Source organism: Streptomyces sp. CA-249302 (assembly GCF_050936785.1).
In the GTDB taxonomy this organism is placed as follows: domain Bacteria; phylum Actinomycetota; class Actinomycetes; order Streptomycetales; family Streptomycetaceae; genus Streptomyces.
Map to the genome: position 1 here is coordinate 141045 of NZ_JBNJMG010000002.1, position 26581 is coordinate 167625.

The 26581-nt window shown below is 70.4% G+C and carries 21 protein-coding genes and 1 pseudogene; 8 read left to right on the forward strand and 14 right to left on the reverse strand.

What is annotated here, in order from left to right:
- The first annotated feature begins 71 nt into the window (after positions 1–71).
- Both ACQEWB_RS50320 and ACQEWB_RS50325 read left to right on the forward strand, forming a co-directional pair.
- Positions 72–1106: a hypothetical protein gene (locus tag ACQEWB_RS50320; RefSeq protein ID WP_432844524.1), complete on the forward strand. Its 1035-nt coding sequence runs from the start codon at positions 72–74 to the stop codon at positions 1104–1106.
- A 208-nt stretch (positions 1107–1314) separates the two neighbouring features.
- On the forward strand, positions 1315–1911 hold the full coding sequence (locus ACQEWB_RS50325) for a hypothetical protein (RefSeq protein ID WP_432844525.1): 597 nt from the start codon (positions 1315–1317) through the stop codon (positions 1909–1911).
- Between the two features lie 347 nt (positions 1912–2258).
- On the opposite strand, the gene ACQEWB_RS50330 is transcribed toward ACQEWB_RS50325, so the two are convergent.
- The 6 genes from ACQEWB_RS50330 to tpg all read right to left on the reverse strand — a co-directional run bounded on the left by ACQEWB_RS50330 (position 2259) and on the right by tpg (position 7648).
- A complete protein-coding gene (locus ACQEWB_RS50330; RefSeq protein ID WP_432844526.1) occupies positions 2259–2528 on the reverse strand; it encodes a helix-turn-helix domain-containing protein in 270 nt (89 codons plus the stop codon).
- A gap of 83 nt (positions 2529–2611) precedes the next feature.
- Positions 2612–3325 (reverse strand): helix-turn-helix domain containing protein, encoded by a 714-nt coding sequence (locus tag ACQEWB_RS50335; RefSeq protein ID WP_432844527.1) that lies wholly within the window; start codon positions 3323–3325, stop codon positions 2612–2614.
- Positions 3325–5370: a hypothetical protein gene (locus tag ACQEWB_RS50340; protein WP_432844528.1), complete on the reverse strand. Its 2046-nt coding sequence runs from the start codon at positions 5368–5370 to the stop codon at positions 3325–3327. The genes ACQEWB_RS50335 and ACQEWB_RS50340 overlap by 1 nt, the downstream gene beginning before the upstream one ends.
- Before the next feature lie 23 nt (positions 5371–5393).
- Positions 5394–6005, reverse strand: a complete 612-nt coding sequence (locus tag ACQEWB_RS50345) for a DNA-binding protein (protein WP_432844529.1) — start codon at positions 6003–6005, stop codon at positions 5394–5396.
- Between the two features lie 94 nt (positions 6006–6099).
- The gene (locus ACQEWB_RS50350) at positions 6100–7062 is read right to left on the reverse strand and encodes a hypothetical protein (protein WP_432844530.1); all 963 of its coding nucleotides are present in this window, start codon (positions 7060–7062) and stop codon (positions 6100–6102) included.
- 16 nt (positions 7063–7078) lie between these two features.
- Positions 7079–7648 carry a telomere-protecting terminal protein Tpg gene (gene tpg / locus ACQEWB_RS50355; protein ID WP_432844531.1) on the reverse strand — a complete coding sequence of 190 codons (570 nt, stop codon included), beginning with the start codon at positions 7646–7648 and terminating at the stop codon, positions 7079–7081.
- A 101-nt stretch (positions 7649–7749) separates the two neighbouring features.
- Between tpg and ACQEWB_RS50360 the strand changes: the two genes are divergently transcribed.
- Positions 7750–8802 (forward strand): TniQ family protein, encoded by a 1053-nt coding sequence (locus ACQEWB_RS50360; protein ID WP_432844532.1) that lies wholly within the window; start codon positions 7750–7752, stop codon positions 8800–8802.
- A 53-nt stretch (positions 8803–8855) separates the two neighbouring features.
- Here ACQEWB_RS50360 and tap read toward each other — a convergent pair whose 3' ends face one another.
- Positions 8856–11024 (reverse strand): telomere-associated protein Tap, encoded by a 2169-nt coding sequence (gene tap, locus ACQEWB_RS50365; RefSeq protein WP_432844533.1) that lies wholly within the window; start codon positions 11022–11024, stop codon positions 8856–8858.
- Between the two features lie 491 nt (positions 11025–11515).
- Between tap and ACQEWB_RS50370 the strand changes: the two genes are divergently transcribed.
- The 3 genes from ACQEWB_RS50370 (at position 11516) to ACQEWB_RS50380 (ending at position 15519) form a co-directional block, all read left to right on the forward strand.
- Positions 11516–12175, forward strand: a complete 660-nt coding sequence (locus ACQEWB_RS50370) for a TnsA-like heteromeric transposase endonuclease subunit (protein WP_432844534.1) — start codon at positions 11516–11518, stop codon at positions 12173–12175.
- Positions 12175–14409: a Mu transposase C-terminal domain-containing protein gene (locus ACQEWB_RS50375; RefSeq protein WP_432844535.1), complete on the forward strand. Its 2235-nt coding sequence runs from the start codon at positions 12175–12177 to the stop codon at positions 14407–14409. Before ACQEWB_RS50370 ends, ACQEWB_RS50375 begins: the two co-directional genes overlap by 1 nt.
- Before the next feature lie 81 nt (positions 14410–14490).
- The gene (locus ACQEWB_RS50380) at positions 14491–15519 is read left to right on the forward strand and encodes a TniB family NTP-binding protein (protein WP_432844536.1); all 1029 of its coding nucleotides are present in this window, start codon (positions 14491–14493) and stop codon (positions 15517–15519) included.
- A gap of 125 nt (positions 15520–15644) precedes the next feature.
- On the opposite strand, the gene ACQEWB_RS50385 is transcribed toward ACQEWB_RS50380, so the two are convergent.
- Positions 15645–16907: a hypothetical protein gene (locus ACQEWB_RS50385; protein WP_432844537.1), complete on the reverse strand. Its 1263-nt coding sequence runs from the start codon at positions 16905–16907 to the stop codon at positions 15645–15647.
- A gap of 125 nt (positions 16908–17032) precedes the next feature.
- Entirely contained in the window at positions 17033–17827 is a 795-nt protein-coding gene (locus ACQEWB_RS50390) for a hypothetical protein (protein ID WP_432844538.1), read from the reverse strand.
- A gap of 443 nt (positions 17828–18270) precedes the next feature.
- Between ACQEWB_RS50390 and ACQEWB_RS50395 the strand changes: the two genes are divergently transcribed.
- A complete protein-coding gene (locus ACQEWB_RS50395; RefSeq protein ID WP_432844539.1) occupies positions 18271–20196 on the forward strand; it encodes a hypothetical protein in 1926 nt (641 codons plus the stop codon).
- A gap of 39 nt (positions 20197–20235) precedes the next feature.
- On the opposite strand, the gene ACQEWB_RS50400 is transcribed toward ACQEWB_RS50395, so the two are convergent.
- Positions 20236–20694, reverse strand: a complete 459-nt coding sequence (locus ACQEWB_RS50400; RefSeq protein ID WP_432844540.1) for a hypothetical protein — start codon at positions 20692–20694, stop codon at positions 20236–20238.
- Between the two features lie 296 nt (positions 20695–20990).
- Complete coding sequence (locus ACQEWB_RS50405; RefSeq protein ID WP_432844541.1) at positions 20991–22091, reverse strand: DUF6615 family protein; 1101 nt, start codon at positions 22089–22091, stop codon at positions 20991–20993.
- Between the two features lie 444 nt (positions 22092–22535).
- On the opposite strand from ACQEWB_RS50405, the gene ACQEWB_RS50410 reads away from it, so the two are divergent.
- Positions 22536–23624, forward strand: coding sequence for an SAVED domain-containing protein (locus ACQEWB_RS50410; protein ID WP_432844542.1), 1089 nt, complete (start codon positions 22536–22538; stop codon positions 23622–23624).
- Here the strand turns inward: ACQEWB_RS50410 and ACQEWB_RS50415 are convergent.
- From ACQEWB_RS50415 to ACQEWB_RS50425, 3 genes and pseudogenes are all read right to left on the reverse strand, one after another.
- Positions 23597–24592, reverse strand: a complete 996-nt coding sequence (locus ACQEWB_RS50415; protein WP_432844543.1) for a ThiF family adenylyltransferase — start codon at positions 24590–24592, stop codon at positions 23597–23599. The two genes, ACQEWB_RS50410 and ACQEWB_RS50415, sit on opposite strands and share 28 nt — an antisense overlap.
- A 457-nt stretch (positions 24593–25049) precedes the next feature.
- Positions 25050–25418: pseudogene (locus ACQEWB_RS50420) on the reverse strand (ThiF family adenylyltransferase); the annotation flags it as partial.
- Positions 25415–26419 (reverse strand): SMODS domain-containing nucleotidyltransferase, encoded by a 1005-nt coding sequence (locus tag ACQEWB_RS50425; RefSeq protein WP_432844544.1) that lies wholly within the window; start codon positions 26417–26419, stop codon positions 25415–25417. The gene ACQEWB_RS50425 and the pseudogene ACQEWB_RS50420, both read right to left, overlap by 4 nt.
- Between the last annotated feature and the right edge of the window lie 162 nt (positions 26420–26581).

The following is a 26581-nucleotide window of genomic DNA, read 5'->3' on the forward strand; positions in this document are numbered from 1 at the left end:
GAGGCCCCGGCACCCCCTTTGCCGGGGATACCGGGCAACGCGGCACCGACCGACGGGAGGACATGCAGCCGATGAGGCTTGCCGGCGCGCATACCCAAGTGCGGCGCATCTGGACAGTGGAGCTGCGCCCGCAGCCGGGTGGGCCCTTGCTGCGCTGCCCGCACTGCACCGCCCCGACGCCCTCTGTACAGGCTTCCTCCGCGCGATCGGCCGCCCTGGCCCATCTGGCCCGCCATGCGCGTGCCGACATGCTCCCGCCCCACCTGCGCACCTGCCAGTGCCGGGAGCGCGGCTGCTGCTGGCACCCGCGCCACCGCGGTTGTGCCGGGCCCGTCCTGCTTGCCCTGACCCGTGACCGCGGCGGACGCATCTGGCGGCTGGCCGATGCGTGCGCGGCCTGTGTGGCGGCCACCAGCCACACCGCTGCAGTGCCGGACACCCTGGACAGCCCTCACCGGGTGAGCGCATCCGTGGTCGCCAACCGGCCGCCCACGGACGGTGAACTTCGCCAGCGGGTCCGGGAGATGCTCACCTACCTCGCCTCCGCCCTTCCTTGCGTCACCTCGCCTGCCGCCCGGCTGCTCGCGCTGCAGTGCGCTCTGCGCGCCGGCCGGCACGGCTGGGTCCGGCTGCCGGCCGGCCTGCTGCGCAGCATGCGCCTCAACCGGCGCACCGAGGTGTGGCAGGAACTGGCGCAGGACGGCTGGCTCGAGCTGCCCGACCCCCGGGCCGCCTTTCTGCAGGCGCGACTGCTCGATGACGCCGTGCTGGACCAGACCCCGGGCCGCAGCGTGCGCCGACGCGCCGCCCACTGGGCCCTGAGGCCCGTCCCCCTCACCGTGGCGGCAGCGGCGCACCCCGCGGACCGTCTGACCGCCCTGGTCCTGGCTGCTCACACCACTGCGGCCGGCACCACGGCCGACATGAGCGTCGTGGCCCGTCTGTGCGGGCGCTCCGCCCGACAGACCGAGGTGCTGCTCGACCGGCTGGTGGCCGACCGCACCCTGTCAGCCTGGCACCACCAGCGGGACACCGACGAGGTGTACTGGCAGCCCGCTCCCCCTCACCGGGCCCTTCCCGGCCGGGCAGACGCCTGTGCGCACTGAACGCCGTCATGCTCGACCTGTTGCTTCTCAGACATGCAGCGGAGAAGGATGCAGATGTCTTCCGTACTATCTCTGCAAACACAACTGTGCCGTGATGGCTACGTCTGGTCTCAGGACACCAGGCGGAAAGCACATGCGTGTTGGCTTTCGCATACGCCACGAGCACGGTGCTCGCTGGCCCGTAGCGCCCCGGAAAGGTGTGAACACCATGTCCGAAACCACCGAGTTGACTTCGCAGTACAGCGCCCAGGTGGCCAGCGATCTCGAACGCAACCTGAAGGAGCAAGAACACCTCAGCGGTGAAATCGAAGCACTTCAGGCACGGTTGGCCTCTGTACAGCAGGACCACACCGTCCTGGTGAACCTCCAGAAGGCCCTCGGTGTCCCTGCGCCGGGTGTCGCGCCCGCAGCTGAACCCGCTGCGTCGGTTCCTGCCGCACGCAAGAAGACAACGAGCACATCGGGCACGGCCAAGCAGCCCGCCGCGCCCAAGAAGCGAACCGGCAAAAAGACCGCCGCCAAGGCACCGGCTACGTCGTCCGCATCTCCCACGCTCGTCGACCTCGTGCGCGAACACCTGACGGGCCAGAGCGAACCGCGCTCCGCTGCCGAGATCACCGCCGCACTGGAACAGCTGCATCCCGAGCGCACCCTCAAGACCACCGTGGTGCGCACCACGCTCGAAGGGCTCGTGGCCAAGAACCAGGCCCAGCGCACCAAGCAGGGGGCATCCGTCTTCTACACTGCCCCGGAAACCACCGCGCCCAATACCCCGGACGGGTCTGCCGCCACCCCCTCGGCCTGACACAACTCCGGTGGGAGACAGTTCCTCGCCGACCCCACTGCAAAAGTGGATTCGTGGGGGCTGTGCACTCAGTGTTGCTGGCTGCGTTCGCCGGCGCTGGATTCCGTAACGCCGTCAGCCGCACAATCACGGGTTGGGCCGCAGAGCCCGTGATGTGCTCAGCGCGTGGGCAGCCCCCGCATGCCAGCCCCTGGAGTAATGCAGGCTTCCGGTATGACGCCCGCTGGCTCGAACTCCCGGCCGAGTCAGCTGGCTCTGCCGGATGCTGCTGATGATCGCCGCTGTCCAGCGGCGCATTAAAATGGTGGCTTCGAAGCCACTGGTCGGGGCGGGAGCCGTAGTGGCGGCTACTGACGCTGAGGGGTGCGTCGACGTGTCGGCGGGAGGCCTTCGCACGCGCGGGTGGGACCGGCCAGGAGATCAAGTACGTCGATGGCGTAGTGGGCCGCTGCACGGTCGCAGTCGTCCAGGGGCCATGCCGCAGCGCCGGACTGGCGACGGCTGACCTGTGCCTGGCTGAGTCCCAGCGCCGCAGCGAGATCGGCCTGCGTCTCCCCCGTCAACTGCATGAGCGCGGCGATCGCGGCCCTCACGCGTTCCCCCGACGACAGCACCATGGTGTTCAACTTACCGCTGTCGGTCGCCGGTACGTCTGCATGACGGTGTGCCAGGGGATGGTTGGTGTGCTGGGACGGGCCGGTCAGCGCGGGCGCCAGGTGCGGATTTCGAGGTGGAGGATGTGAGCGTCCGGGTGGATGCGTCCGGTCTCCACCAGCCATTGGTGCACGGCTGCGGTGACGTCGCCGCCGGTGGCGTTGACGCGGCGGGCGAAGTCGGCAGCGTCGAACCCGCCGGTCTGGGACGAGCCGTAGGAGCGCTCTTCGGTGTGGTCGGCGCGCTGGATGACGTCGCGGCGGATGCCGGGGGAATCGGTGCTGCTGCCTGAGGGGTGCACGTAGGCGGTCTTGGCCAGGCGGACGGTGAAGGCCAGGCGCAAGCCGCGGCGTGCGGCTTCACCAATCAGGGGGCGCAGGCGGGCGGAGCCGGAGGCGATCGCCTGGGTTCCGACGCGGCCGGTGCCGGAGCCGGTCGGCGTGATCAGGACGGCTTTGCCGCGCACCCTGGCGCGGGCGCCGGAGGCGGTGGTGCGCCGCTGGGTGTGGCGGGCGGCGATGGCGGCGAGTTCGGGCAGGTCGGTGATGCCGCCGGTCTCGACGGCGGTGAGGACTTCGCGCAGGGCGGTGACGAAGGCGGCGCCTTTGTTCTTGGTATAGAACTGTGAGACCAGGGAGGGGTCGCGGCCGATGATGCGGGCGATGTCGCGTTTGGTGTAGCCGGCTTGCTGGAGTTGGTCGGCGAGTTGGGCGGCTTCGTTGGGTGCGGCCGGGGGTGCTGGCTGGCGGCGGGGCGGCATCAGGCCTCTTCTGGTGTGCTGTTGAGGTTCTGGCGGCCGGTGTCGCGCAGGGTGAGGAGTTCTTCTTCGCTGGTGGGGGCGTTGACGGGGCCGGACAGGTGGCCCTTGAGGAGGTAGTCGCCGGGGCGGTGGCGGTAGGGCCAGTTCTGGGGCTGGGTGAGGTAGACGGCGTCGGTGCGGAAGGCGACGACGGCGCCGGGGGGTGCGTGCAGGGCTCCGGCGTAGGTGTCGTCGTCGCGGTGGTATTGGGTGAGCAGGGCGGCGCGTGCGCCGGACCAGATGGCGGCGGCCCATTCGGGGTGGGCGTTGGGGTCGCGGGCGAAGCCGGTGGGCCTCTGCCAGGTGATCAGTTCGTCGTCGAAGCCGACGATTTCGGCGTCCGGTGGTACGTCGCGTTCCATGCTGCGGGGGGTGGTGCCGGTGACCATGCGGGGGCGCTGGGCGAAGGAGCCGATGCCGTAGAGCAGGATGGAGCGCACCGCGCGGGAGGCGAGGTGGGCGGCGCGGGCTTGCGGGGCATGGCCCTGGAAGTGGGCCTGGGCGGAGAGGTTGGTCCAGGTCTCCTTGAGTTTCTTGGCCCAGTCGTCGAGGGGTTTGCCCGCCTCCCACAGGATGCCGTCGAGGATCTCGATCTTCCATGGCGTGATGGGGTTGGCCAGGGCGGTGTGGACTTCGGGGCCGCCGGCCCACGTGGTGAAGGTGGTGCCGGGTGTGGCCGGGTAGTGCCAGGCGCGCTCGCCGGGGGCGGGGGCGGGCAGCAGGCCCACGTGGTTCCAGCCGTTGGGGACGGTGACGCGGATGTGCCAGTGGCTGCAGCCGTAGAGGGCGTCGTGCTGTTCCTTGGCCGACCAGGAGGTGAAGGTCTTGCCGGTGACGCGGCGGGGGGCGCCGACGGGGGATTTCCAGGTGTGTTTGGCGTAGGCGAAGGTGCGGTCGTATTCGATCAGCGCGGGCAGTTGCTCAGGGACGCGGGGCGGGGTGAGGAGCTCGTTGCGGCCCTGTCCTGCGGTGGCGTGCAGCAGGCCGCGCAGTTCCTCGGACAGGACGGGGAAGCCGTCGGCGTGTTTGCCCCGGCGAGGGATGGTGCGGGTCCACAGGTCCCGGCCGGTCTGGGAGGGCGAGCCGAGGATGACGGCGTCGGGGAAGTGGCGGCGCAGTTCCTCCCACAGCAGGCGGAAGGCATCGCGGACGATGCCGGGGTGGTCGCTCTCGTCGAGGTCGAACCACTCCCTGGCGCTGCGGATTTCGACGTGGTGGTCGCCGTTGGTGCGTTGGTAGCGGGCGACGGGGTTGCGGGCGTGGACGAAGTGTCCGGCCATCCGGTCACGGCCGCGGCCGGTGTCGACGCGCCAGCCGGGGGTGGGCGCGTTCAGCCAGGCGGCGACGGCGTCCCGGAGGTAGGTGTAACGGTCGGCGTCGCGGTGCCAGGGGTCCCCGGCGGTGATGTAGATGCGCTGGATGGTGTCGGGGACGGTGTGGAAGACGGCGGTCAGGATGGCTGCGGCCGACCGGTCGCCCAGGTCGAGGCGGACGGTGTGGTCGCGGTGGACGAGGACGCCGGTGGCGGCGTCCAGGAAGACAGCGGGATGGGGCTGCTGAACGAAGTTGGGGTACAGGGAGACCAGGCCCGAGGCGGGGGTGAACCAGCGGTCAGTGTCGGTGTCCTGGGGCAGGGCGGGCAGTTCGCGGGGCACGGTGGGCTCGGCCGGCTGTAGCGGTGCGGCAGGTGGGGACGCGGCTGGTGCGGGGGCGGCCGGCGGGGCAGCTGGCTGTGCCGGTGCAGCGGCGTCCGGGGCGGGCGGGGTGGGGGTGGTGATGCCCAGGTCCTGGGAGGCGAGTTGGGGGGCCCGGGCGACGACGTCGGCGATGCTGAGCCCGGCCGCGGGCGCGATCCGATCGGCCTTGGCCTTGTCGTGGGCGGCCAGGGTGGTGACGGTCTTGTCCCGTTGCGCTTCCAGGCGGGCCAGGGCGGCCGCCGTCTTTTTGATGTCGTCGCGCAGCGTGCGCAGTTCAGCGAGGCCTTCGGTGTAGGTCTGTGCATCCATCGTGGTTCCTCGTGGGCGCTCGGTCAGCTGGCGGTGTGCTCGGGGGTGACGTAGGCGATCGCGCCGCCGGAGTGGGAGTGCAGGCGGGTGCCGAGCAGCAGGGCGGCCAGGGCTCGGTCGTCTTCTCTGTGGGAGGTCAGTTCCACCGCGGGGGCGGCGAGGTCGGTGATGTAGCCGGCCAGGCGGGCGTCGGGAAAGGCGTAGCGGCCCTGGGTGTTGCGCTGCCAGGTGTCCAGGCCGGTCAGGACGGCGACGACGTAGCCGGACAGGGTGACGGGCAGCAGGCCTGCGGCGGCGATGCTGGCGGGATCGCAGCGCCACCAGCCGTGCAGGCTCTTGAGGAGACGGGTGGCCCCGAGGTGGGGGGCGTAACCGATCCAGGTGCGGTCGTTTTCGTCTTCGTCGACGCGGCGTGCCGCGTCGACGCGCAGGACTGCGATCTCCTGAGCGCCGAGGCGGTGCAGCGGGGCGGGCGGGCGCTGCTGGAGGGCCTGGACGACGTCGAGAGGGATCATGACGCGGACGCCGCGGCGGGACAGGCCGGGCAGGATGTCGGCGCGGATGAGGCGGCGCAGGGTAGTGATGGCGCAGTCCAGTTCGGCGGCGGCCTGCCCTGTGGTCAGCAGCACACCCATGTCCGCCTCCCCGCTCGGTGGTGTCGCAGCAGCACGCTAGCGGCATCCACCCCGCATTGCAAGCCTGATCAGATATCTGATCAGGCTTGCAATGTCAGAGGGCGTTGAGGCGGGCTCGGTCTGCGGCGGGACCGACCGCTCCGATCTTCAGCAGCCGGGAGTCGATGGCCTGTTCGCTGCGGCCGAACTCGGCGCTGAGTTCAGGGGTCAGCACTCCTTGGGCGCAGAGCCGGGCCAGTCGCTGTTCCTCTTCGTCGTTCCAGCGGGTGTGGGAGTTGGGGTGGGTCTCACGCCGTTGCTGCATGGCCTCGGACAGGGGCCGGCTGGTGGGGGCGGTGCGGTCGGTTCCGCGCGCGCGAATCAGTCCTTGGCGCGTGAGTTCTTGGTAGATGGCGCCGCTGGAACAGCCGAACTCCGCTGCGAGGACGGTGAAGTCGCGTTCCTGGCGGAAGCGGGTGGCGAGGCGGGTGCTGTGTGCGGGTGCCCACCCGCCGCCCTGGCGGGGCGGTGGGATGGCGGCGGGGGTGGGGAGGGTGCGGGAGGCGGCGTCCAGGAGGCGGGCCAGGGGCGCGAGGTCGTCCGCGGTGACGGCGCCGCAGAGTTCTCCGTGGACCTCTCCCCGCTCGCCGCTGACGGTGAGTTCCAGGGTGAGCTGTCCGTTGTCGCAGCGGGTGCTCGTCAGGACGTAGCGGCGGCCGTTTTCGGTGAAGGCGGACTCCAGGCAGGGCGCCGGTACGGGGTCGGGCGGCGTGGCGGACGGTGCGGGCAGGGGGGCGGTGCCCATCGGGGAGGCGAGGAGGGTGTGGATGTGCCAGGTGGCCTGGAAGCGGCCGCCGGTGTCGAGTTGGTAGGTGACGGGGCCGGCCTCCAGGTCGGTGACGCCGTACAGGACGGTGAGCCGCTGGCCGGCGAAGGGGCTGGTTGCTTCGGGGGTTCCGGGCACGGGCTGGTAGGTGAGGATGCCGCGGCCGGGCTCGTCGGTGGGGTCGAGCAGGGGGGCGTCGGGGTCGCCGTGCCAGTGCCCGCTGCGGTCTTGGAAGGCGTAGATGACGGTCATGGGCCGTTTCCTTGGCTCAGTAGTGGAACTGGATGAGGTGCAGGTCGCTGATGGTCACGGCGGCCTGCTGCTGGTCGGCGGGCAGGGCGCGGAAGAAGTAGGCCTCGCCGACGCCGTCGGCGAGGATGCGGCGCAGTTCGTCTTCTTCGGCGTCGCGGTGGCGGGCGTCGAAGAGGTGGCGAGCGTGGTGGGCGGGCAGATCCTCGATGACGCGCAGCAGGCGGGGGTCGTGGAATTCGCCGCTGAGGGTGGTGTAGGCGAAACGGGCGTGGAGCTCAGCGGTGACGCAGCCGCCGTGGTCGAGGATCTGCTGATGTGCACGGCGGCGGACATCCGGCTGCCAGGTGCGGTAGATCTCGCGTTCGATGAGGGTGGCCTGGGCGGGCGTGAGGTCGCCGATCTCACCCTCGGCCCACCGGGTGAGGGCGTGGGGATAGGCGAACAGGCGTGGCGCCAGGGCGCTGGGGCTGCTCTGGCGCAGCAGGTGGCGCAGGCGTGTGGCGGGACGTTTGGGGGGTTGTCGTGTCCAGTGCCGGGCGTCGGCGAGGTCGAGTGCGTAGGTGACGGAGGTGTTCGGCAGCGGCACGGTGGGGGGTCTCCTGCCGGGGGTTACCGGCGTCGGGGCTGGTCGTTGTCCGCGGTGAAGGCCCCGGGCTGGGCACGGGGCCGGGGATGCGGGAGGCGGACATGGACACCCAGGCGGTGCCGAAGCTGGTGGGGGTGGAGCCGGTGCCGGGTGAGGCGGCAGCCTCCTTCGTCGTGCGGCTGGCCCGCCTCAACGAACTGCCGGTGAAGGAGGTGCTGCGGGAGGCGGGAGCACACCGGCCGCCTGGGGAGCTGGATCCATGGGCGCAGGAGGTGTTCCTGGGCGAACAGGCCGCCGCGCGGCTGGCGGTGATGGCCCGGCGCACTCCGGAGGAACTGTGCCGGGCTCTGCCCACGCTGGCCGTCGGCACCGGTGGCGGCCGCCGTCCGTCGGTGCGGGTGGAGTCCTGGCCCGGGCAGTGGACGCCGCTTGAGCCGTGTGCGGCGTGCCTGACCCGGCACACCGACCTTGTGACCCCGGTGGTGCTGGCCGGCAGCGATCCGTGGCAGGTGTGCGTGCGCCACGGCCGGTGGCTGCGCAGCACTGCCGGCGGCGGCCCCGCCCAGGTCTCTCTGGCCGGGCTTGGGGAGGTGGTGCGGGCGCATCGGCGCCGGGTGCGGCTGCAGCAGCGAGTGGGACCCTACGCGCGGGCGCTGCTGGCCGATGCGCTGCAGGTGACCGCGGCCTGGTGGCAGGGCCGCCAGATGGGCTCGGAAACGCTGTGGGCGGGCCGGGAAGCGGTGCTGGGCACGGGGCGGCAGCTCTGGTCGGTGCCGCTGGTCGTCTATCCGGAGGCCGTCATCGTCGCCGAGGCCATGGCCGTGCACGAGCGGCAGCGGCACTGGGGCCGGGAGTTCGCAGGCGATGCTCCGGGCTGGGTCTCTAAGCGCTGGATCGCTTTCGTGGGCGAGCGCCTGGGTATGTCCGGCCCGATGGAGCACGGCGGCTACCGGATGCTGCGCCAGTGGACGCTGCAGCATCGCATCACCGCGCCGGTGGTGGACCGGCTGGCCCAGCCGGCGCCGCCGCCCGGCTACCGGACGGGTCATCTGCCGGTGATGGACCCGCATCACGGTCTGCCGGAACGAGGGGCGCTGGAGGACGCCTCGTGCCTTGGCTGGCGGCTGGGCCGGCCGGTGAGTGCCGCGGAGTGAGAAGCAGGCGCCCGCCCGGCACGAGCACGGGGCGCCGCGGGCGCTCTGGGGGCTCACCATGACGGGCAGGTGTCCTTGAGCAGTTGGGCGGGGTTGGTGCCCTCGGTGCAGCGGGCCGTGTACCAGTGCAGCGGGCGCACCGCGACGGGACGGACGTGGCCGGGCGAGATGCCGATCCTGAAGTCGCTGTAGGGGGTGTCGGTGATCTCGGTCAGGTGCGGGGTGCGGGTGGCGTACACGATGTGGCCGCCGGCGACCGCGAGGGGCCAGTACCCGCTGCGTGCTGTACGGGCGAGCTTGCGGTGGATGTTGGCGCGGGCGTTGGCGACGGCTGCGGCATACAGGTCGGGACGCCAGGTGGGCTCCTTCGGGCTGGGCCAGGCGGCCAGCGCGGCCTGATCGGGCTGGGCGGGCGGCTGGGCCAGAGCGGCCAGCCCGTCCCGGCCGGTGGCGTGCAGGGCGTGCAGCAGGGCCCGCTGTACGGGGTCGGCCTGGGCCAGTGCGGCGAGGGCGGCCAGGAGGTCGGGGGTGTCCATGGTGGTGGTGATGCCGAGGCGTTCCAGGACGGCGAGGCGGGCCAGGCGCAGGTGGTCGTACCAGGGGGCCAGGTAGGGGCCGGTCGGGCCGGGGCGAAGCCAGCCCTCGACGGGTGGTGGCAGCTGGGCTGCGCCCACGCGCAGCGCGGCGTAGGCGACGGCGGGTGTGGTGTGCCAGGCGGGGCCGGTGCCGGCGAAGGCCGGGGGCAGCATCGGGTGTGGGGGGACGGCGGAGAGGTCGACGAGCCAACTGCCGGGCCGCTTGGGGTCGAAGGGCGGGTGGTGCACGTGGTGGGCCGGCCCGTCGGCGACCTGGATCTCTCTGATGCCGGCGAGGTGGAACAGGTTCACCGCCAGGCACACCACGTACGCGCGGTCGGCTTCGTCGGGGGCGGGAGGGCGCCACCAGTCGATGTCGGTGTCGGCGAGGGCGTCCTGCTCGGCGCGGTGGCTGGCCAGTTGGTGGCCGGGCGGGGCCTCGCAGGGGGCCGGGTCGACCGGCCTGGTCAGGGCTCCGCTCACGCCCACGGTCAGCAGGGCGCCGGTGGCGGTGTGGCGGTGGGCGGGCGGGCGCAGGTCGCGCATGAGCTGGTGTCCGCAGGCGCCCGGGGGGCCCAGCGGGGTACGCACGAGCGCGGTGTACTGCCCTAGAGCGGCGGCGAGTTCGCCGGGGGTGAGCCGTTCGGGCAGGTTCCAGGCGTCGTGGTGCAGGGCGCCCCAGTCGGTGACGGCGAGGTGGATGCTGTCGCAGGCGGGGTCACCGGCGCTGGGGTGCAGCCGGGTCCAGGGGCCCAGGCCGTCGGCGTCGGTCTGCCAGCCGATCGCGCGGGCCTGCTGCAGCAGCGGGTGATCGCTGCGCGGATGCCGTGCGGGCAGGTCGGGCAGATCGGCGGGCAGCGCCAGACGGGCGCGGGCGGTGGACGTGAGCACCAGCAGCGGGCCGGGCGGCAGGGCTTCGCGGCGGACGAGGGCCGCGCCGAGCGGGGTGCGCACGACCCAGGCCAGCAGCCCGTGCAGATCGCTGGCGGGACAGGTCCGGGTGCGGCCGTCGGCGAGGTGGGCGATCAGCCCCGACGCGCCGGCCTCGAGGACGGCCAGGGGGCCGTCGGACATGCCCCTGGCCTTGATCGGCGGATAGGCCAGCCGCACGGTGGGGCCGGTCTCGAGGGGCGGCCGCTGCACCGGCAGCGCGGGAGCGCCCGCCGCGGGCTGTGCAGGAACTGGGCGGGAGGCGGCCGCGGACGGCAGGACCCGGTCGGTGTCGGGTGCGGGACAGCGGGTGCCCAGATGCTGGGGGTGGCCTCCGACACGGTGCTGCGTGGGCTGCTGGCAGCGGCGGCACGGTGCCTGTGCTGCCGCCTGGGTGGGGATCTCGTGCCGGAGAACGCCCAGCGCGGCCCAGTCGGGTGCCTGGGCCGGCGGGGGTTGAGGTCCGGCAGTACCCTCCTGCCGGGCCTGCAGGGCAGCCAGCAGATGGCGGTAGATGGCCGCGGTGTCGCCCCGCGGGGTGGTGCTGCCCTGTTCCCAGGCGCGGACGGTGTCCTCGCTCACGCCGCAGGCATCGGCGATCTGGTGCAGGGAGAGCCTGGACTGGCGGCGCAGGCTGCGCCGTTGCTCCGGCACGGGCAGACCGCCGGGCCGCGGTCCGGGCTCTGGAATGGTGTCGAGGTCGAACAGTCCGTCCACGGCTGGGTCGGCTCCCCCGCTGGTGCTTGGTCTGGGATGCGGCACTGCCGGTCGAAAGCAGATGCGCTTGTCAGCGCATCATGCAGGAATCCGCAAGGCGCATGCGTCACACGCAAGAACGTTCCGTGGGCCGTCGACCTGCGCAGATGCCGCGCAAGCGGGCCGGAAATCTGCTCCGTTCGAGCGAGGCGCGCACCCAGTGTTGCCCTGCGCCCCCCTTGCCTGGCCTCCTCGATACGGCTTCACCTGGCACAACGGCCGGTTCGCCCGTGTGATCGAACGGCGCGCGGGTGCGGCGCGCGCTCGCTCGTTCGAGCGATGTTCGACCCGGATCACTGTTCCCGCGCGCGGTGGGCGGCCACGGTGATCGGCATCGCCCCGATCGAGCACACGGGCGATATCCCTGCTGTGTGTTGTGAGAGGTGTGGAACGTGGCTGAGGTGGTGTGGGCGCAATTCCTGTCCCCCGCTGGGAGGCTGCTGGAGAAACCCGTGAACCAGATCCGTCAGGAGCGGCTGGAGGAGCGCGGCGAGGTGTGGAGACCGACGCGGTACCGGGGCCGGCGGGCAATCGCCACCTGGTGGCGGCCGGCCGGGCAGGGCCGCCTCGCGGGCTGCGCCACCCTGGGGGCCCTGGAGGCGGCGCTGTCCTTGGAGTTCGACCCGCAGGTGGTGTCGTTCACCGGCTGGCCGGTACGGCTGGCCTGGGCGGACAGCGCGCAGGGGTATGTGCCGGACTTCTTCGCCCGGCTGGCCGACGGGCGCGCGCGGCTGCTGGTGTGCCAGGCCTCGCAGCGGGCCGCGGGCGGCTGGGAAGAGGCATCGAGGCTCCTGGAGGCGGCCGGGGAACAGGCCGGCTGGGAGGTGCGGGTGCATCCGGGCGCGGAGGACACGGCCGCGGCCGCGAACCGGCAGCGGCTGGCCCGCTACCGGCACACGCGGCTGGCGGATGCGGACACCGCGCGCGTCCTGCACCAGGTGTTCGCCCGCCCGCGCCCGTTGACCGACGGGGTGAAGGCGAGTGCCCTTCCCGAACTGGCCACGGTGGCCCGGGCATTGCATCTGGTCTGGGTGCGTGAGCTCCTCATCGACTGGAGCACCCCGTTCGTACCGGCCCGCTCCTTGGTGTGGTCGCCGCAGGGGGTGCGCTGATGGCGGTGCACGCACCGGCCCGGCCCAAGGTTGTGGCGGTGGGCAGCGCCGTGCACTGGCGCGGCGAGACGTATCTGGTGACCGCGCTGCAGGGCAGCAAAGTGCACCTGCTCAGCCGGCATGCCGACGGCGAGGACGCCGTCGTGCTGCTGGACACGCTGCACCGCTCCCCCGGCTTCCGCGTGCTGGACGCTCCGGACGCGAAAGTCCCAGACGACGGCCCTGCCTCGCCGCCGGTGTCCGGGCACCGGCCCCTGGGTGGCACGGACCTGCTGGAGGGGCTGTCGAAGGAAGCCCGCAAGGAGGTCGACTTCTGGCTCGACCACATGCTGGAAGTACACACAGGACTGCCCGGATTCGCCGCGCCGGGCACTGCTCCGCGTGCCTGCTACGACCCCGAGCGCACCACCCTGCGCGAGCGGTATGCGACCAAGGCCGCCGAACTGCGCGCCGCGCATCACCAGGTGTCGGCGGCCACGGTGGAACGCAAGCGGCTGGCCTGGCTGGAGCAGGGCGTGTGGGGGCTGGTCGACAAGCGGCGGGTGCGCGGCCCCAGCCGGCACGGCCGCGTCGACGAACAGGTCGTCAAGCTGCTGCGCAAGGTGCACAAGCGGCACGAGAAGAGGTCCATCGGGACCAGGTCACGGCTGTTTGAACTGCTCAGGAGGGCATGCGTGCGGAAGTTCAAGAAGAAGGCGGAGAAGCTGATGCCCTCCCGGGCAACGTTCTACCGGCTGCTGGACCGGCTCGGGATCGTCTGCGGAAAGCAGGCCGCCGCCCGGCGTGGCGATGGCAGCCACCGCCCCGAGCCGCCGTTCACGCTGGCCATGGCCACGGTGCCGGGCGAGCAGGTGCAGATCGACACCACCTCGCTGGACATGCTGGGCGTGGACGAGACCGGGCGCATCGTCTCCTTGGAGCTGACCGCGGCCATCGACGTGGTCAGCCGGTCGGTCCTGGCCGCGGTCATCCGACCCAAGTCCAGCGGCACCAAGACCGGTTCCAGCTCCCGCCGTCACGGCGGGAGGGCCACCAAGGCCGTGGACGCCCTGTTCCTGCTGGCCGAGATGTGCACCCCGCAGCCGATGCGACCGCACTGGTCGCTCAAGGCGGGCGCGAAGGACTCCGATCTGCCCTACGCCCAGCTGGTGGAGGCCGACGAGCGGATGGAGGGCGCGGCCGCCCGGCCGGTGATCATCCCGGAGATGATCATCATGGACAACGGGAAGGTGTTCGCCGGGCGTGCCTTTATGGACGCCTGCGCCCAGCTCGGCATCTCCGTACGTCCGGCCTGCGCCTACTCCCCCACTCACAAGGCGATCATGGAGCGGACCTTCGGCTCGGTCAAAAGCCTCTTCAGTCAGTTCTTTCCCGGTTACACCGGCAAGGATCTCACCCACCGCGGCAAGAACGTCGCGGGTGAGCGGCTGTGGCGCATCGACCAGATCAACGACTTCCTGCAGCAGTGGATCGCCCTGGGCTGGCAGCAGCGCCCGCACAGCGAACTGCGCAACCCGTTCCTGCCGTCCATGCCGCCGCGCACCCCCAATCAGGTGTTCGCCGCCCACGTCGCCAGCAGCGGCTACGTCCCTCTGCGCCTCAGTGCCGAGGACCGGCTGCGGCTGCTGCCCACCGCCTGGGTGCAGGTCACCGACAAGGGCATCCGGCTGAACAACCGCACCTACGACAGCCGCGCCCTGAACGGCTACCGCAACGCCCGCTCCGGCTGGCCGGGCAAGGGTCAGCGGTGGCCGGTGCGCTACCACCCCCACCAGCCGGAGAAGGTCTGGCTCGAGGACCACCGCAACAACACCTGGGCGGAAGCCGACTTCGTCTACCAGCGTCTGATCGGCGACGCCTGGAGCGAACACGTCTGGGACCAGGCCACCGCCGCCCACCTGGACAAGGGCGGCCACACCCGCGACGAGAGTGCCATCGCCCGCCTGGTGCGCTCCCTGCTGGAGCGCGCCGGCCGCGGCCCCTCCCGCACCACCGCACCGGGACCGGCCCCCGCCGAACGCGGCATGCAGGTCTCACCGGCGCCGGTCCAGGACCCCTACCGCGGCATCCCCGCGCCCACCTACCACAGCGTGGCCAGCCTGCCCGTCATGGACGTCGACCCGCGCCAGCTGTGCGCGCCGGCCGTGCGTCTCGCGCTGCCGGGCAGCCCGCCGGACGCGCCCCGGCCGGACGATGGCCGCGGTCACGACTGCGCCTCAGCCGAACAGTCCTAGCTCTCTTTCCTCGTCTGTGAGCGGTGGCCGGCGCGGGGTACCCGCGCCGGCCGGCGCCGGCTGTCTCCAAGGACGCACGTCATGGCTTTCCCCGAAACCCCTAACGCCGCCGGCCGGTTTGTGCCGCCGACGACCCACCCGGGCTGGCTGGCCCAGCTCGACCGTGTCATCGAGCCGCCCGACCTGGCGGCCTGTCCGCAAACGGAAGATCCCCTCGGGCTCGACGACCCACGCATCCGCTATCACGCCACCATGCGCACCGTGCAGACACCGGCGCTGAAGAAGGCGGTCGCCGTCGCGCGGCGGCTGTGGCTGGTGGGCGGCCCCCGCAGCGAGGGGCCGCTGCACCTGGCCGTCGACGGGCCGGGCGAGACCGGGATGACCACGGTGCTGAGGCAGATCGGCCGGGCCTACGAGGGCATCGTCCGCGACCGGCTGCCCGCCGACCCCAAACGGATCCCGGTCATCCATATCAACACCCCGCTGGCCCCCGGCAGCAGGCTGGACATGTCGGTCCCGTTCGCCGAGTTCCTGGGCCACAAGCACACCAAAGACCCCGAGAGCAGTCAGCGCAGCACCGACATGACCGGGCCCGTCTGCCACGTCATGAAGGCCCGTGGCACCCGCCTGGTCCTCGTCGACGGTGTCGACCGGCTGGACAACTCCGAACTGAAGACAGCCTTCGACTACTTCGGCTACCTCGCCGACGAATGCAACGTCTCCTTCGTCTACTGCGGGGTCGGCTCCCGCGAGGTCGTCAACGAGGCCCGGCGCGGCAAACGGCCCGCACCGCCCGACGGCGGCGCGGGCGGCATCCCCACCCTGGCGGTCAACCCGATCCCCTACAGCGCCGACGACTACGAACTGTTCCACCAGGTCGTCAAGGCCCTCGACGAGGACCTGCGCCTGCACCAGCACAGCCCCGGCGACCTGCTCAAGCTCGCCGCCCACCTGCACCGCCGCACCGGCGGCTACATGAAACCGCTGTCCTACCTGGTGTGCCAGGCCGCGCAGGAAGCCATCGAGACCGGCACCGAGGCCATCACCGAGGAACTGCTCGACAGCCAGCTGGTGGGCCACTTCGACGACGACCCGCTCCAGCAGTGGTGACCAGACGCTGCACCATGCGGCCCATGCCACGGCCCGCCAGGAGGGACAGGCGGGTCCGCTCGGCCGCTTGCCCGCCATGCCCGCTGACCAGAGCACGCAGATCGCCCCTGGCCAGCGATAGGCGGTCAGAAGGGCGGCTCAGCGTCGCGGTCCGGGTCTCGGAGGGAGACGAGTCGATCGAGGTGGTGCCTGTGCAGGAGCCGCTCCTGCACTGCCTGACAGCCGCTGGACTGGTCGAGCACGGCCAGCAAAGGGCTGACGGGACGAAACCCTGCAGCCAGCATCAAGCGACCGGTGGGCGAGTCGGCGTCCTCGACACAGGTGGTAGCAACCACCCGGCATCCGCGGCCCAGAACATGAAGGGCCTGGCGGGTGAGGAAGGCACCGAGCCCGAAACCCCGCCACGCCGGATCCAGTTCCACCTTGAGCAGGAGCAGCAGGTCACCGTCCTCACGCAAGCCCAACTGGTGGATCGCACTGCTCGGGTCGTCGAAAGAGTCGTAGGCGGTGCTCGCGGTCAGCCCCGCGCTGAACCCAGCATCCATGCAGTCCAGCATGTCGGGGTCCTGCCCCCAGGCGACCCTCAGCAAGGCCAGTTGGCCGACCTGTCCCAGGTCGCGCTCCCCGGTTCGGCGGGCGGTGTCCGGCACACGATGGTGCACGCCCACCTGCCAGTACTGGATGTCGTCATCGGGCCAGCCGAGCGGCAGACCGCCTGTTGTGCAAGCGAAGTCCAGCGTCAAGTGGTCTGGGGAACCTGGAAGCTGCCGAGGGTCGGCAGGACCGATCTGTCGGGCGGCACCGCGGTTCACTGTGGCCTGCTCTGTCGGGGGCTGGGTCCCGATGCAGAGCAGGAGACGCACTTCGTCCTGCCGGATCTCGTGCTCGTGCTCGTCGTAGTCCCAGTCCTCCGCGGTTTCGGCGTCGGCCAGGTGGAGCCGCTCGGCAAAGTAGCGGGCGTGCTCTGCTGCCGGGATGCCCACCGCAAGTGCGGCCTCCATCAATTGCCGCATCGCCTCACTGGCATTGCAGTCTGCAGCATCGCGGTCCATGCGGAGTTCCTCGGCGACCAGGGTGGTCTGCTCCCGCACCGCCGGTGGGCCAGCAGCCTTCATATGGGTGTCGCACAGAGTTCGGTACTGGCTAAGTTCATGGCGGCATCCGGTCTGCTGACACAGCCGATGCACCCCGGGCCAGTAACCATGGCTCAGCCGGAAGCGCCGACCCCGGCTCGTGCTCTCAGCCAGGACAGTTCCTTCTTCGTCGTGACCTTCCAGGCGCAGGATCCTGTCTTCCAGGCCGCTGTGGGAGGAAGCCAGCAGGTCGGCGAGAGCGAGAAGGCTGCGGCGTGCCACGGGGACACCCAGCAGGCTGGACGTGTAGGTCATCGTGCCGCCCTCGCACCGGTGGGCAGCCGTGTGCAGGGCCTCGTGGAGGAGTTCCCACACAGAAACCGTGGGAGATGCGCCGAGAACGGATGCCGACGGGCAGGCGGAAGACACCGGAAGAGCGTTCACTGGGACGCTCCTTCGCGGCCCCGTGCGATGGCCCTGTGAGCCTGCTCGATCGCCCAGGCGTGATCCATGTTGGTACAGGGACAGTGCGAGCACGGCTCGCCCTGCAGTACCTCGCCGGGGTGACAAGACCAGTCATGTCCGCAAGAGCACAGGATGCCGCCGGCCGCAGCGGAGACGGAACAGACGTCGCAGGCCGTGCCCGGCTGGGGACGCGAGGAGGAAGGGGTCAGAAGGTGTTCGGGAAGGTGCTCAAGCATTTCCCGTGTGAGGGCGGAGCGGCCCTGGTTGAGAAGGATCTCGGTCAGCTCGTGGTCCAGCCAGGCCTGTGCGGGGTCGGGGGTGTTGGCGATCAGCCAATTGCGGAATCCAGTCGGCGCGTCGTCCAAGAGCGCCTGCGTACCCCGCTCCGCCGTCTCCTTCAAGTGGGCAAGGCGGGAGGCGAGTTCGCCGCCGAGCTCATGGCGGTCGGCCGCAGCCTTGCGCGCATGCAGCAGCACGCCGGTGCCGTGCGGCTGGATGACCACGTCGTCCGGCAGATCAGCACCGGAGACTCCCGCCAGGGAGGGAGCGTGCCAAGGACAGGGCACGTCCAGACGGCTCGCGCACCAGTCCCGGAACGTCAGCGGATCGGCGGTCTGGCTGCTCCATCCCCAGTCGACCACACAGCCGCACGTCTGTTTCAACGGGGTCCAGGCGATCTGCGCTGCGCGCGCCCTGGCGCCCTGGCGCTGGCTGGCGATGTGCAGTCCGCGCAGCTTGTGGCGCGGCTTGTTCTTCTTCGTACGCCCCATCACGGTCCCCCTCTTCGTCACGGAGATCACCGGCCCGTGCGGCCGGCAGTGTCTCTCTGGGCAACGACCGATGAGGCGAAGAGCTGTGGATGTGACGGTCTTATCGCTACTTCGTGTGATGGTCGAGCATTCACGCGATCCGGTGTGCGGGCATATGAGGCACTGCCCGAGCGGGATCTGCTTGCGCCGACGGCCTGGGCCGCGTCTGCGTGGGGTGACGTCACGTCAACTCTGCGCCGCGATGCCGGGTTGACGTCCCAGATCCCTCTTCCTCCCCACCGGTGGGACGTCTGCCGCCGGGGGCGCTTCGGGGCCACGCGTCGGCAGCGGTGTCGTGGCGGTGGTCTGTTCGGCCAGGGAGGCTGCGCAGGCCCACGGAAGGCCTTTTGAGGATACGGACTTGCTGATCATCCGTGCGGATGAGATGCGGCGGTACCCGTCACATGCGACGCGAGCCGTTCGTTGGCGCCAGGGCACTCGGCCATGCGGGCCGGGCGGAGGGAGTATGCGCGGTGCGTCGGCGGTCTTTCAGAATCGAGCGGCACGAATTCCAGGTCCAGGACTCCTGGGTGGGTCAGGCTTTCACCAGCGTGGTGACCTTGTTCGTCGGATGCTCGGGGTCCGGGAAGTCAACGGGCTTTGAGTCGCTGCTGTATCCCCTGGGACTGAACAGCGGGAAGATCATGCACGCGGTGCGGTCGTGTACCCAGGTCCGTCTGGTCTTCCGGGTCGGCGACACACGGTGGCAGGCGACACGGCCAGCGGTGCACCGCGGCGGCTCTGTGTGCTTCGAGAATCTCAGCGACCCGACGCTCGGCGAGGTGCGCCGGCCGGTCACCCGCGGGCGCGGCGGCGAGCAGAGTGCCAGCGAGTTCGTCATGGAACTGCTGGGCATCCCGCTCCTGGGCAGCGGCCAGGGCCGGGTCGGGCTGGCCGAGGTGGAGCGGTGGCTGGCGCTGCGGCAGTCCACCATTGCCACCGCCTACCTGGGCGGAGGAAGCGACGCGGTGCGCCGGCTGACGGGGCGGGTGCTGCTGGGCCTGCACGACGAGCACATCGACGCCCTCCAGCAGCGCTTCCAGGAGGCCAAAGCGGCGCATTCACAGGCGAAGGCTGCGGCCGCGGCCATGCGCGCGGCGCGCCAGGAGGCCGGGCTGCCCGGCCCGATGGACTTGGAGGCCACCGCGCAGCTGTGGAAGCAGGAGCACGCGGCCGCGACCGAGCGGGCGCAGCATGCCCAAGCGGAGCTGAGCAGGCATCAGCGGCATGTGGCCGAGCTGGACAGGCAGCGCCAGCAGGCCAGGGCGGCACAGCAGTCGGCGCGCCGTCACACCGGCGCGGTGGAGGAGCGGATGCGGCAGGCCCAGCGCCAAGAGGGCCGTCTGGAAGGCCGCCTGGAAGGGTTGCGGCAGCAGGCGTCCGTGCCCCAGCACTGCCCGCAGTGCAATCAGGTACTCCAGGTCGACGGTCTGCCCGAAGACCACTGCCAGGTGTGCAGACAGCAGGATCGGCTGTATGCGCAGCGGCTGGCGGACCGGGCAGCCCTTCTCGCCGAGGCGGAAAAGGCACTCGCCTCGGCACGGCAGGCCTGCGCGCGGTTGGAAGGCGAGCTGGCCCGGGCGCAGGAGACGGAAGACGCCGCCCGGGACACGGTACGGACGGCCGAGCAGGCGATCAGCGACTTCACACGTTCCACCCTCGACCCCTGCCGAGCGGCCGCCCTGACCCACGAGAAGGACGCCGCCCACCTCGCCGGACGTCTGGAACAACTCCAGGAACGCATCAAGGAGGTCGGGGTACTGGCAGCTCTGGAGGCCGAACGGGACCGGCTGATGGAGGAGAAGGATCAGGCGCACGAGGTGTGGAAAGAAGCGGAGAAGAAGCTCGCCACCGAGCTGAAGCAGCTGGTGGAGCAGTGGTCACGCCACTTCCTCACCCGCCTCAAGGCGGTCAACCCCGATGTGCGCCATGCCCACATCGATCCGGAGACGTTCTTGCCCCATGTGGACGGGCTGGCCTTCGACGACCAGGCGGTGGCCGGCGGCCCGCAGACCCTGGCCAACCTGTGCGCCATGCTGGCTCTGCGCGATGTGGCGCGTGCGGTGCCGACGGTGCTGCTCCCGCTGTTCTTCATGGTCGACTCCCCGCTCAGCGGTCTGGGCGGTCAGGGGCTGGACGGGCAGATGGCCGAGCGGCTCTTGGAACAGCTGGCCGACGCGGCTGCCGTTGCGGATACGGACGGGACGCCGATGCAGATCATCGCTGCAGTGAACGATCCCCTGCCCCGCCCACTGGCCGGGGTGCGCGAGATCCGCCTGGACCGCAGCAACCGCTACATCCCCGCCCAGCTCGAGGCCGAGGCGGCCTGACTGGCGCACGAGTCAGTGCGGCGAGCCGGCCGGGTCTCCTTACCTGCCGGCCGGCTCGCCGGTCAGCCGGCGCGCGGCGCGGGAATCGTAGTCGGGGGCCAGCAGCCGCTGACTGCCGGTGACGTACTCGGCATCCGGTTGGCCCTCGGGTGCCGCCAGGACACCGGCGTGGGCCAGGTTGGCGGACACGACCCGCATGGTCGGTACGGTCGGGCCGGACCAGCCGCGGAAGTCGGGCACCTCCACCGTGGGTGCACGGCCCGACGCGCGCCAGGCGGCCTGCCGTACCTGGCGGTTGCCGCTGAAGGCACGCTGCACGGCGAGATCGGCCAACACCCGTGCCGTGGTGCCCGCCTCCAGCCCCAGCCGTTCGTCCGTCCCCGGTGCCACATCGGGCCCCAGCACGTGCAGGGCCTGCGGGTCCAGCCGCAGCAGCAGATCGACCATCGGCTGGGTGAGCATCGGATCGGGCAGCAGATCCGCGAGGAGGGAGCGCACCTGCTCTCGGAGCGGGGCCGGGATGTCCAGGCGGCAGTGGGCGGCGGATCACACCTCCGCCTCGCCGGCCACCAAGGAGGCCGCCCACGAAGAACACAAGTCTGCCTCACAGCCCGCTGTCGCACGCTCCCCCCGCCCTCATTCCCCGCCCGTTGCGGGGCGGGGAACAGGCAAGTGCTCCTCAGGCGGCGGCAGACACATTGCCTCGCACATGTTCTTCAACTGCGCCAGACGCCAGGGGTGTTTGTCGATCAACAGTGGGAACCCACAGCTGCGCTGCACACCCTGCAGACCTTCTAGTCTGTCAGGTGGATCAGCAGGGCACCGGCTGCCCGTTCGTCGGGCGGCTGGATGACCACACCCTCAATCATGGCCCGGACCCGCTCCGGCAAAGGGGAGAGTGGTCGCTCCAAAACGTCGCCGACGTCTTGGTAGATCGGCATGCCCAGTACCTCGCGCTCAGCATGCAGGAAGTCCAGGTCAGGTACGTAGCCTTCCGCCATCGCACCGTCCTCGCCCAATTCATCCGGCTCGTCCCAGGGGCCGTATCGGGCGACAGCATCATGGCGATCCTGATTCCTCGCCCAGCGGGCTTCGGCGCGGACTGCGGCGCGCAGGTCGTCCAGTCCTCGTTGATGGAGATGCTTGGTCGCCGTATGGGCCATGTGGAGCCCGGTCTGCTGCCCCTGGGGAGCGTCGCACAGGAGACGATGCCACGGAACACTGCGGTCCCGGACGTATGCTGCTTTCACGGGGCGGCTGCGCAGGACGGCATGCACGGTCAAGGCCGAGACGAGGGTGCAGCCCAACTGAGCCTGCTCACCTCGCCCATGACGGCAGTCGACTACTTGCCCTAGCTGTGATGCGGCCACCCAGTTGCGATGGTTGTACAGGACGTAGGCGGGAAAACAGCCTGTGGCCTGTGCGTCCTGGACCAGTAGCTCGCTTTGGCGGGCACGGGTCCGGCGGACGACGTGCTCAAGGTCATAGCCTCCGCCGCGCTTCGCGCGCTTGGCCTGGACCCGCATCCCAAAGCCGTAGCCGCCCAAGTGGAACCACCATTCCCAGTCGGCTCCGTTGAGGGCTTCATCGCTTCGTTGGAACTCGCGGATCACCACCCGGTCACTGTGGAGACGGTAGAGGTCTTGCAGGTTGAACTTGGTGTACGCCTCTTCGTCTGGCACCGGCCCGTGGAAGTGGTCATCAGCCAGACGTTCAAATGTCCTCGTCGCGCAGGAACGCAGGGTTCGGCACAGGGAGTCAGCTGATGCAGGAACGCTGCGGCGGCGCGCCTCGGTGGACCAGCGAAGCTCGATCCCGCAGTGCGGGCAGAAGGCGTAGTGCTCAGCGATTTCTCCGCCACAGCCGCACAACAACTCGCTGGCTCCTCCCTGCATGTGTCAGATCCCCTGCAAGATTACGGCAGCTGTGGTCTCTGATACCCGGGTGGCCATCGCCTTCGTCGGGGCAGCGGGGGTGAGCGGCGACTGGGTTCGTGTTTGTGGCTCCCTCTTCCCCCGGGGACGACGCTGCTTACCTATGGCCGTGCTCCACCGGATGCGCGAGCGCGGCTCTGCCGGCCAGCAGAGCAGTTGGCTGTCTGATGTCATTCTCCGGCGTCCGACCGGGGCTGTCCTGTTTGTCAAGTTTCCGCGTGGTGGCAGCTGTTGCGGCATAGCGTCGGGAAGGAGGTGCCTGGTGGTGGGGAGGTAGATGAAGTGGACGGACAGGACACAGCACGCAGCGCGAGCAGCAGGCCTTACGAGCAGGTGCGTCGGGAGGTGTGGGTGCGTAGTGGGGGCAGGTGCGTGTTGTGCAACCAGTACCTTCTGGAAGGCCCCATGTCGGGGCGCACGGTGAATCTGGGCGAGCTGGCTCACATTGTCGGCCGGCGTACGGGCGCTCACTCTCCGCGAGGTCAGCATTCTCTGGACCCTGCGCGGCGGGATGACGCCGACAACCTGATGCTCTTGTGCGCGAGTCAGCACGGTGAGATTGATGCGTCCGGCGGACTGGACGTGTTCACGGTCGACAAGCTGCGCCGGTTGAAGCAGGAGCATGAGGACCGGATCCGGCATCTGACGGGACTGGGGCCGGATCGTGCCACCACGGTGGTGCGGATGGTGGGGCGGGTCCACGGACGGGAGGTGGAGTTGTCCCGGCAGACGGCCGCGACTGCCGTGCTCGCCGGGGACCGGTTTCCGTTGTTCCTAGAGTCGTATACCCGGCACGGCCTGGAGATCGATCTGCGTGGTGTGCCTGGGGAGTCCTCTCGTGCCCCGCGTGCGGCCTCGCGTGCCGCGGCCGCCAGCCGTGCCCACTATCGTTTGGCGGCGGGGCTCGTGGATGAGGTGATCGACCAACAGTTGCGGCCTGGCCTCCTGCGGGATGCGGTGCGGCATGTCAGCGTCTTCGGCTTCGCGCGTCTGCCGCTGCTGGTGTATCTGGGTTCTCGTCTGGATGACTCGGTACCGACCGACATCTACCAGCGGCACCGGGCGGACGAGTCGTGGGCGTGGCGCGGCAGCGACGGCCCGCCGGTCGAGTTCACCACCAGGATTGATCACGATGTGCCTGCCGGGAGTGAGGCCGTGGTCGTCATGAACGTGTCCGGGGCGATCGGGCCGCAGGAGGTGCCGGCCGCTCTGTCGGCTCTGCGCCGGTACGAGATCCGGCCGGTTGCGGCGCCAACGTGTCCGGACATCATGCGTGACCGTGAGTGCCTGCAGCGGTTCTCCGCTGCGCTGCGGGACTTCTTCGCCCGGCTGGAGTGGGAGGCGAAGGGGCTTCGGCGTCTGCATCTGCTGCCTGCGGTGCCGATGTCAGCGGCGGTGGCGCTGGGTCGGGCCCATCACCCTCAGGTGCATCCGCGGCTGGTGGTCTACGAGCGGCTGGCCGGGGTTTATGTGCCGACGCTTGAGGTGAGTTGAAGCAGCGGGTCGTGGCCTGGGGCGGGCTCGGGGAGGTGGGCAGGAGTGAGTAGGTCGTCGGGATGGGGTGTGTAGGGGAGGAAGCGGTAGGCGGGCTGGGTGCCGGTGTGGGGCTGGGCGCACAGGTGGGTTCCGGAGACGGGGTGGTGCAGTTGGGTTGCCAGGAGGGTGACGAGGCTGGCGGTGACGCCGGCGAGGTCGGCGGCGGATCCGTGGAAGGTGGGGACGGAGCAGCCGCGGGTAGGTGTGATCTCCTCGCCTGGTTGCGGTTCGGTCCACAGCAGGTGGTAGGGCTCCAGGTCTGGGGTGTTTAGGACGTGCTGGCCAGTGGCGCGGTCGATGGCCAGCGGGCCGTGGAGGGTGGCGGGCGCGGAGACGGTGAGGAGGCCGTGGCTGGCGGTTGTCGTGTCGGTGGCCATCTGTGCGAGCACAGCTCTGCGGTCGGGGTGTCGGGCCAGACGTTCGAGGAAGCGTCCGGTGGTGACGCTGACGGTGGCGTCGAGGATGAGGTCGGCCTGTCGTGCGGCCGCTATCAGTTCAGGTGAGGGGGGCGGGGGGCAATGGTCGACGATCAGGTCGTCGCGCAGGCTTCGCAGTCGCTGTGCCAGGGCGGTGGCCTTGGCACAGCCGATGTCGGCTTCGGTGTAGTTCTGCCGCACCAGCAGCCCTCCGGTGATCGGGGTAGCCGGATCACTCAGGGTGATCCGGGCGGCTCCCGCCCGGGCGATGAGTTCGGCAGCCCACGAGCCGATGCCGCCGCACCCCCATAGGTGGACATGGGCGTTGTGGAAGGCGGTGACGGGCCGCTGTGCGTCGCGGCGGATGGTGACCGCCGCCCGCTCGTCGGAGAGGTAGCACCATTCGATCGTGCTCTCCCGTACGTCGGCGGGGAGCCGGGACAGGTTCTGCGCGGTGCGCAGGGTGTCGCTGGCCAAGGCCGGAAGGCGTCCGGCGATGGAAGCGGGCACCCGTGGGCAGGGTGGGATGAGGGATGGCCAGGACGAAGTACTGGCAGGTTCCTTCGGGGTTACGGCGTGCGCTGTGAGCCAGAGTGGTGAGGAGAAGGGACGAGTCAATTCCTCTCTGCTGCATTGTTGTTGTGCCGGGCGGGGTGTCGATGCGGCTGGCGAGGTCAGCAAGGGTGCGGCCGGCTCCGAGCGGCAAACTGTGATTGAGCGGCAAGACGGGAAGGCGGAGGCTGTGTTCCCCCAGCGGCTGGCCGGTCAGGTCGAGCCGGTGGGCGGATCGCGGGGTGAGCCAGCTGGTGTGTGCGGTGTGGTGCGCCTGGGGTTCTCGGGCCACGATGGTGGGGGTGTCGGGTGTGCGGTGCAGGACTCCCCCAACCGCGTGGAAGAGGGCGAAGGCGGGATCGAAGCGGTTGGCTGCCGCATCGGCCAGCCACTGCCACAACCGGTTCAGGACACCGGCCATACCTGCGTGTGGGTCCCATTCCCGGGGGCCGTCGAGGTAGATGCACAGCCGGTACCCCTCCAGCACGTGCGGGGTGCCGGCGAAGCGGCTGTGAGGGGTGAGCACCTGCGGGGGCAGTCGCTCGGTGGGCGGGAGGACGAGGAGGAATTCCTCGTCCTCGCCCAGGATCAGGCCGCCTGCCGCGTGGGGAATGTCAGCGGTGTGCAGGCTGATGCGTACACCGGCCAGTCCGCCGGGCGTGATCTCCGCGCGGCCCTGGACCCGCAGGTCTGCGGGCTGTTGCGCGGCGAGCGCCTTGAGGCTGCCCAGCAGGTGTTGCTGCCACGGATTGAGGGTGGGTGCGGGCGGCTTGCGCTTGGTCATCCTGCCCGTCCGGTGTGGGAAGTGGTGGTGACAAGGGGCGGCACCGGGAACTTGGAGCGGGCCTTTGAGGACGACTCGGCTGGGCGGGGCGGTTCGGGGAAGCGACTGCCGAACAGGTCGCGCCACAGGCGCACGCTGGTGCCGGGGTCCGTCTCGTCGTAGGCCGCGCGGATCTGGCGCGCGTGGGTGTGAATGCGCTCGCGGAAGTAGGCGTAGGTGGCCTGGTCCCAGCGGTGGTCGAAGGTGAGGCCCGAGCCGGACGGGTCGGGGATGGACGGCTTGAGGGGGCGGTCCTGCAGCCACCTGTCGAGGTCTTCGACGATGGTGAGCAGGGCGGTGGGCACGTTGGCGTAGCAGCCCGGGCGCAGTTGGGCGGCCGTCTGTGAGACCTGTTGTCCGAGGACGGTGGTGAGGATGATGGAGCGGGTACCGGTGAAGGAGTTTCGGTGGTCGCGCAGGTACTTCATCAGGCGGATGACTTTGCGGAGGTTGCCGTCGGCGAGGGTGTCCTTTTCCTTCATCCACGCGGTGAACCCTGCAGGGTTGGTGACTTCCCACTGGTTGTCGTCGCGGTTGACGATGACTTCGCGTCCGTCGGCGAGGTGCAGGTAGGGGACGATGTCGACGTGCATGGAGTTGGCGTAGGTCAGCTGCACGCAGCGGCACTTGCGGGTGTGCGGCATGTCCTTGTACACGCTGTGCCGGTGCAGCGCGGCGTAGACCTTGTCGATGTAGGTCTTCGGGTTCTGCGCCCACTCCAGTACTTCTTGCAGGTGGAGCATGAAGTCGGCGTCGAACTCCTTGTCTCCTTGCGGGTTGATGATGGTGCGCTGCGCCCACGACCCTTGGGGCTTCTTGCCGAGGATGAGCGGGCCGAGTTCGGGGTCGCTCCTGAGCGCCTGGTAGATGGCCTCTACCCGTACAGCGAGGAGATCGAGCTTGGCCTGGCTGAGGTTGACGGTCTCCCGCAGGAACGTGTGGAAGCAGGTGACGTGCTGCATGGGCTTTCCTCCCTGAGATGACGTGGTAAGCGGGACACTCTGCCTGCGCGGCAGGCGGATGCTGCGACCCCGTGGTACCGAGCCGTGGGGTTTTGGTGAAGTGGGCGTGCATGACCGTGCGTTCACGGGCGCAGCCGCTGGGGTGGCGCACGGGCAGAGGTG

Coding starts and splice junctions, on each gene's coding strand:
- ACQEWB_RS50375 (WP_432844535.1), top strand. CDS start 12,175: ATGGCGGTGCACGCACCGGCCCGGCCCAAGGTTGTGGCGGTGGGCAGC.
- ACQEWB_RS50395 (WP_432844539.1), top strand. CDS start 18,271: ATGCGACGCGAGCCGTTCGTTGGCGCCAGGGCACTCGGCCATGCGGGC.
- ACQEWB_RS50390 (WP_432844538.1), bottom strand. CDS start 17,827: ATGGGGCGTACGAAGAAGAACAAGCCGCGCCACAAGCTGCGCGGACTG.
- ACQEWB_RS50325 (WP_432844525.1), top strand. CDS start 1,315: ATGTCCGAAACCACCGAGTTGACTTCGCAGTACAGCGCCCAGGTGGCC.
- ACQEWB_RS50385 (WP_432844537.1), bottom strand. CDS start 16,907: ATGACCTACACGTCCAGCCTGCTGGGTGTCCCCGTGGCACGCCGCAGC.
- ACQEWB_RS50410 (WP_432844542.1), top strand. CDS start 22,536: ATGTCGGGGCGCACGGTGAATCTGGGCGAGCTGGCTCACATTGTCGGC.
- ACQEWB_RS50335 (WP_432844527.1), bottom strand. CDS start 3,325: ATGCCGCCCCGCCGCCAGCCAGCACCCCCGGCCGCACCCAACGAAGCC.
- ACQEWB_RS50350 (WP_432844530.1), bottom strand. CDS start 7,062: ATGACCGTCATCTACGCCTTCCAAGACCGCAGCGGGCACTGGCACGGC.
- ACQEWB_RS50360 (WP_432844532.1), top strand. CDS start 7,750: ATGGACACCCAGGCGGTGCCGAAGCTGGTGGGGGTGGAGCCGGTGCCG.
- ACQEWB_RS50425 (WP_432844544.1), bottom strand. CDS start 26,419: ATGCAGCACGTCACCTGCTTCCACACGTTCCTGCGGGAGACCGTCAAC.
- ACQEWB_RS50340 (WP_432844528.1), bottom strand. CDS start 5,370: ATGGATGCACAGACCTACACCGAAGGCCTCGCTGAACTGCGCACGCTG.
- ACQEWB_RS50330 (WP_432844526.1), bottom strand. CDS start 2,528: ATGGTGCTGTCGTCGGGGGAACGCGTGAGGGCCGCGATCGCCGCGCTC.
- ACQEWB_RS50345 (WP_432844529.1), bottom strand. CDS start 6,005: ATGGGTGTGCTGCTGACCACAGGGCAGGCCGCCGCCGAACTGGACTGC.
- ACQEWB_RS50320 (WP_432844524.1), top strand. CDS start 72: ATGAGGCTTGCCGGCGCGCATACCCAAGTGCGGCGCATCTGGACAGTG.
- ACQEWB_RS50405 (WP_432844541.1), bottom strand. CDS start 22,091: ATGCAGGGAGGAGCCAGCGAGTTGTTGTGCGGCTGTGGCGGAGAAATC.
- ACQEWB_RS50380 (WP_432844536.1), top strand. CDS start 14,491: ATGGCTTTCCCCGAAACCCCTAACGCCGCCGGCCGGTTTGTGCCGCCG.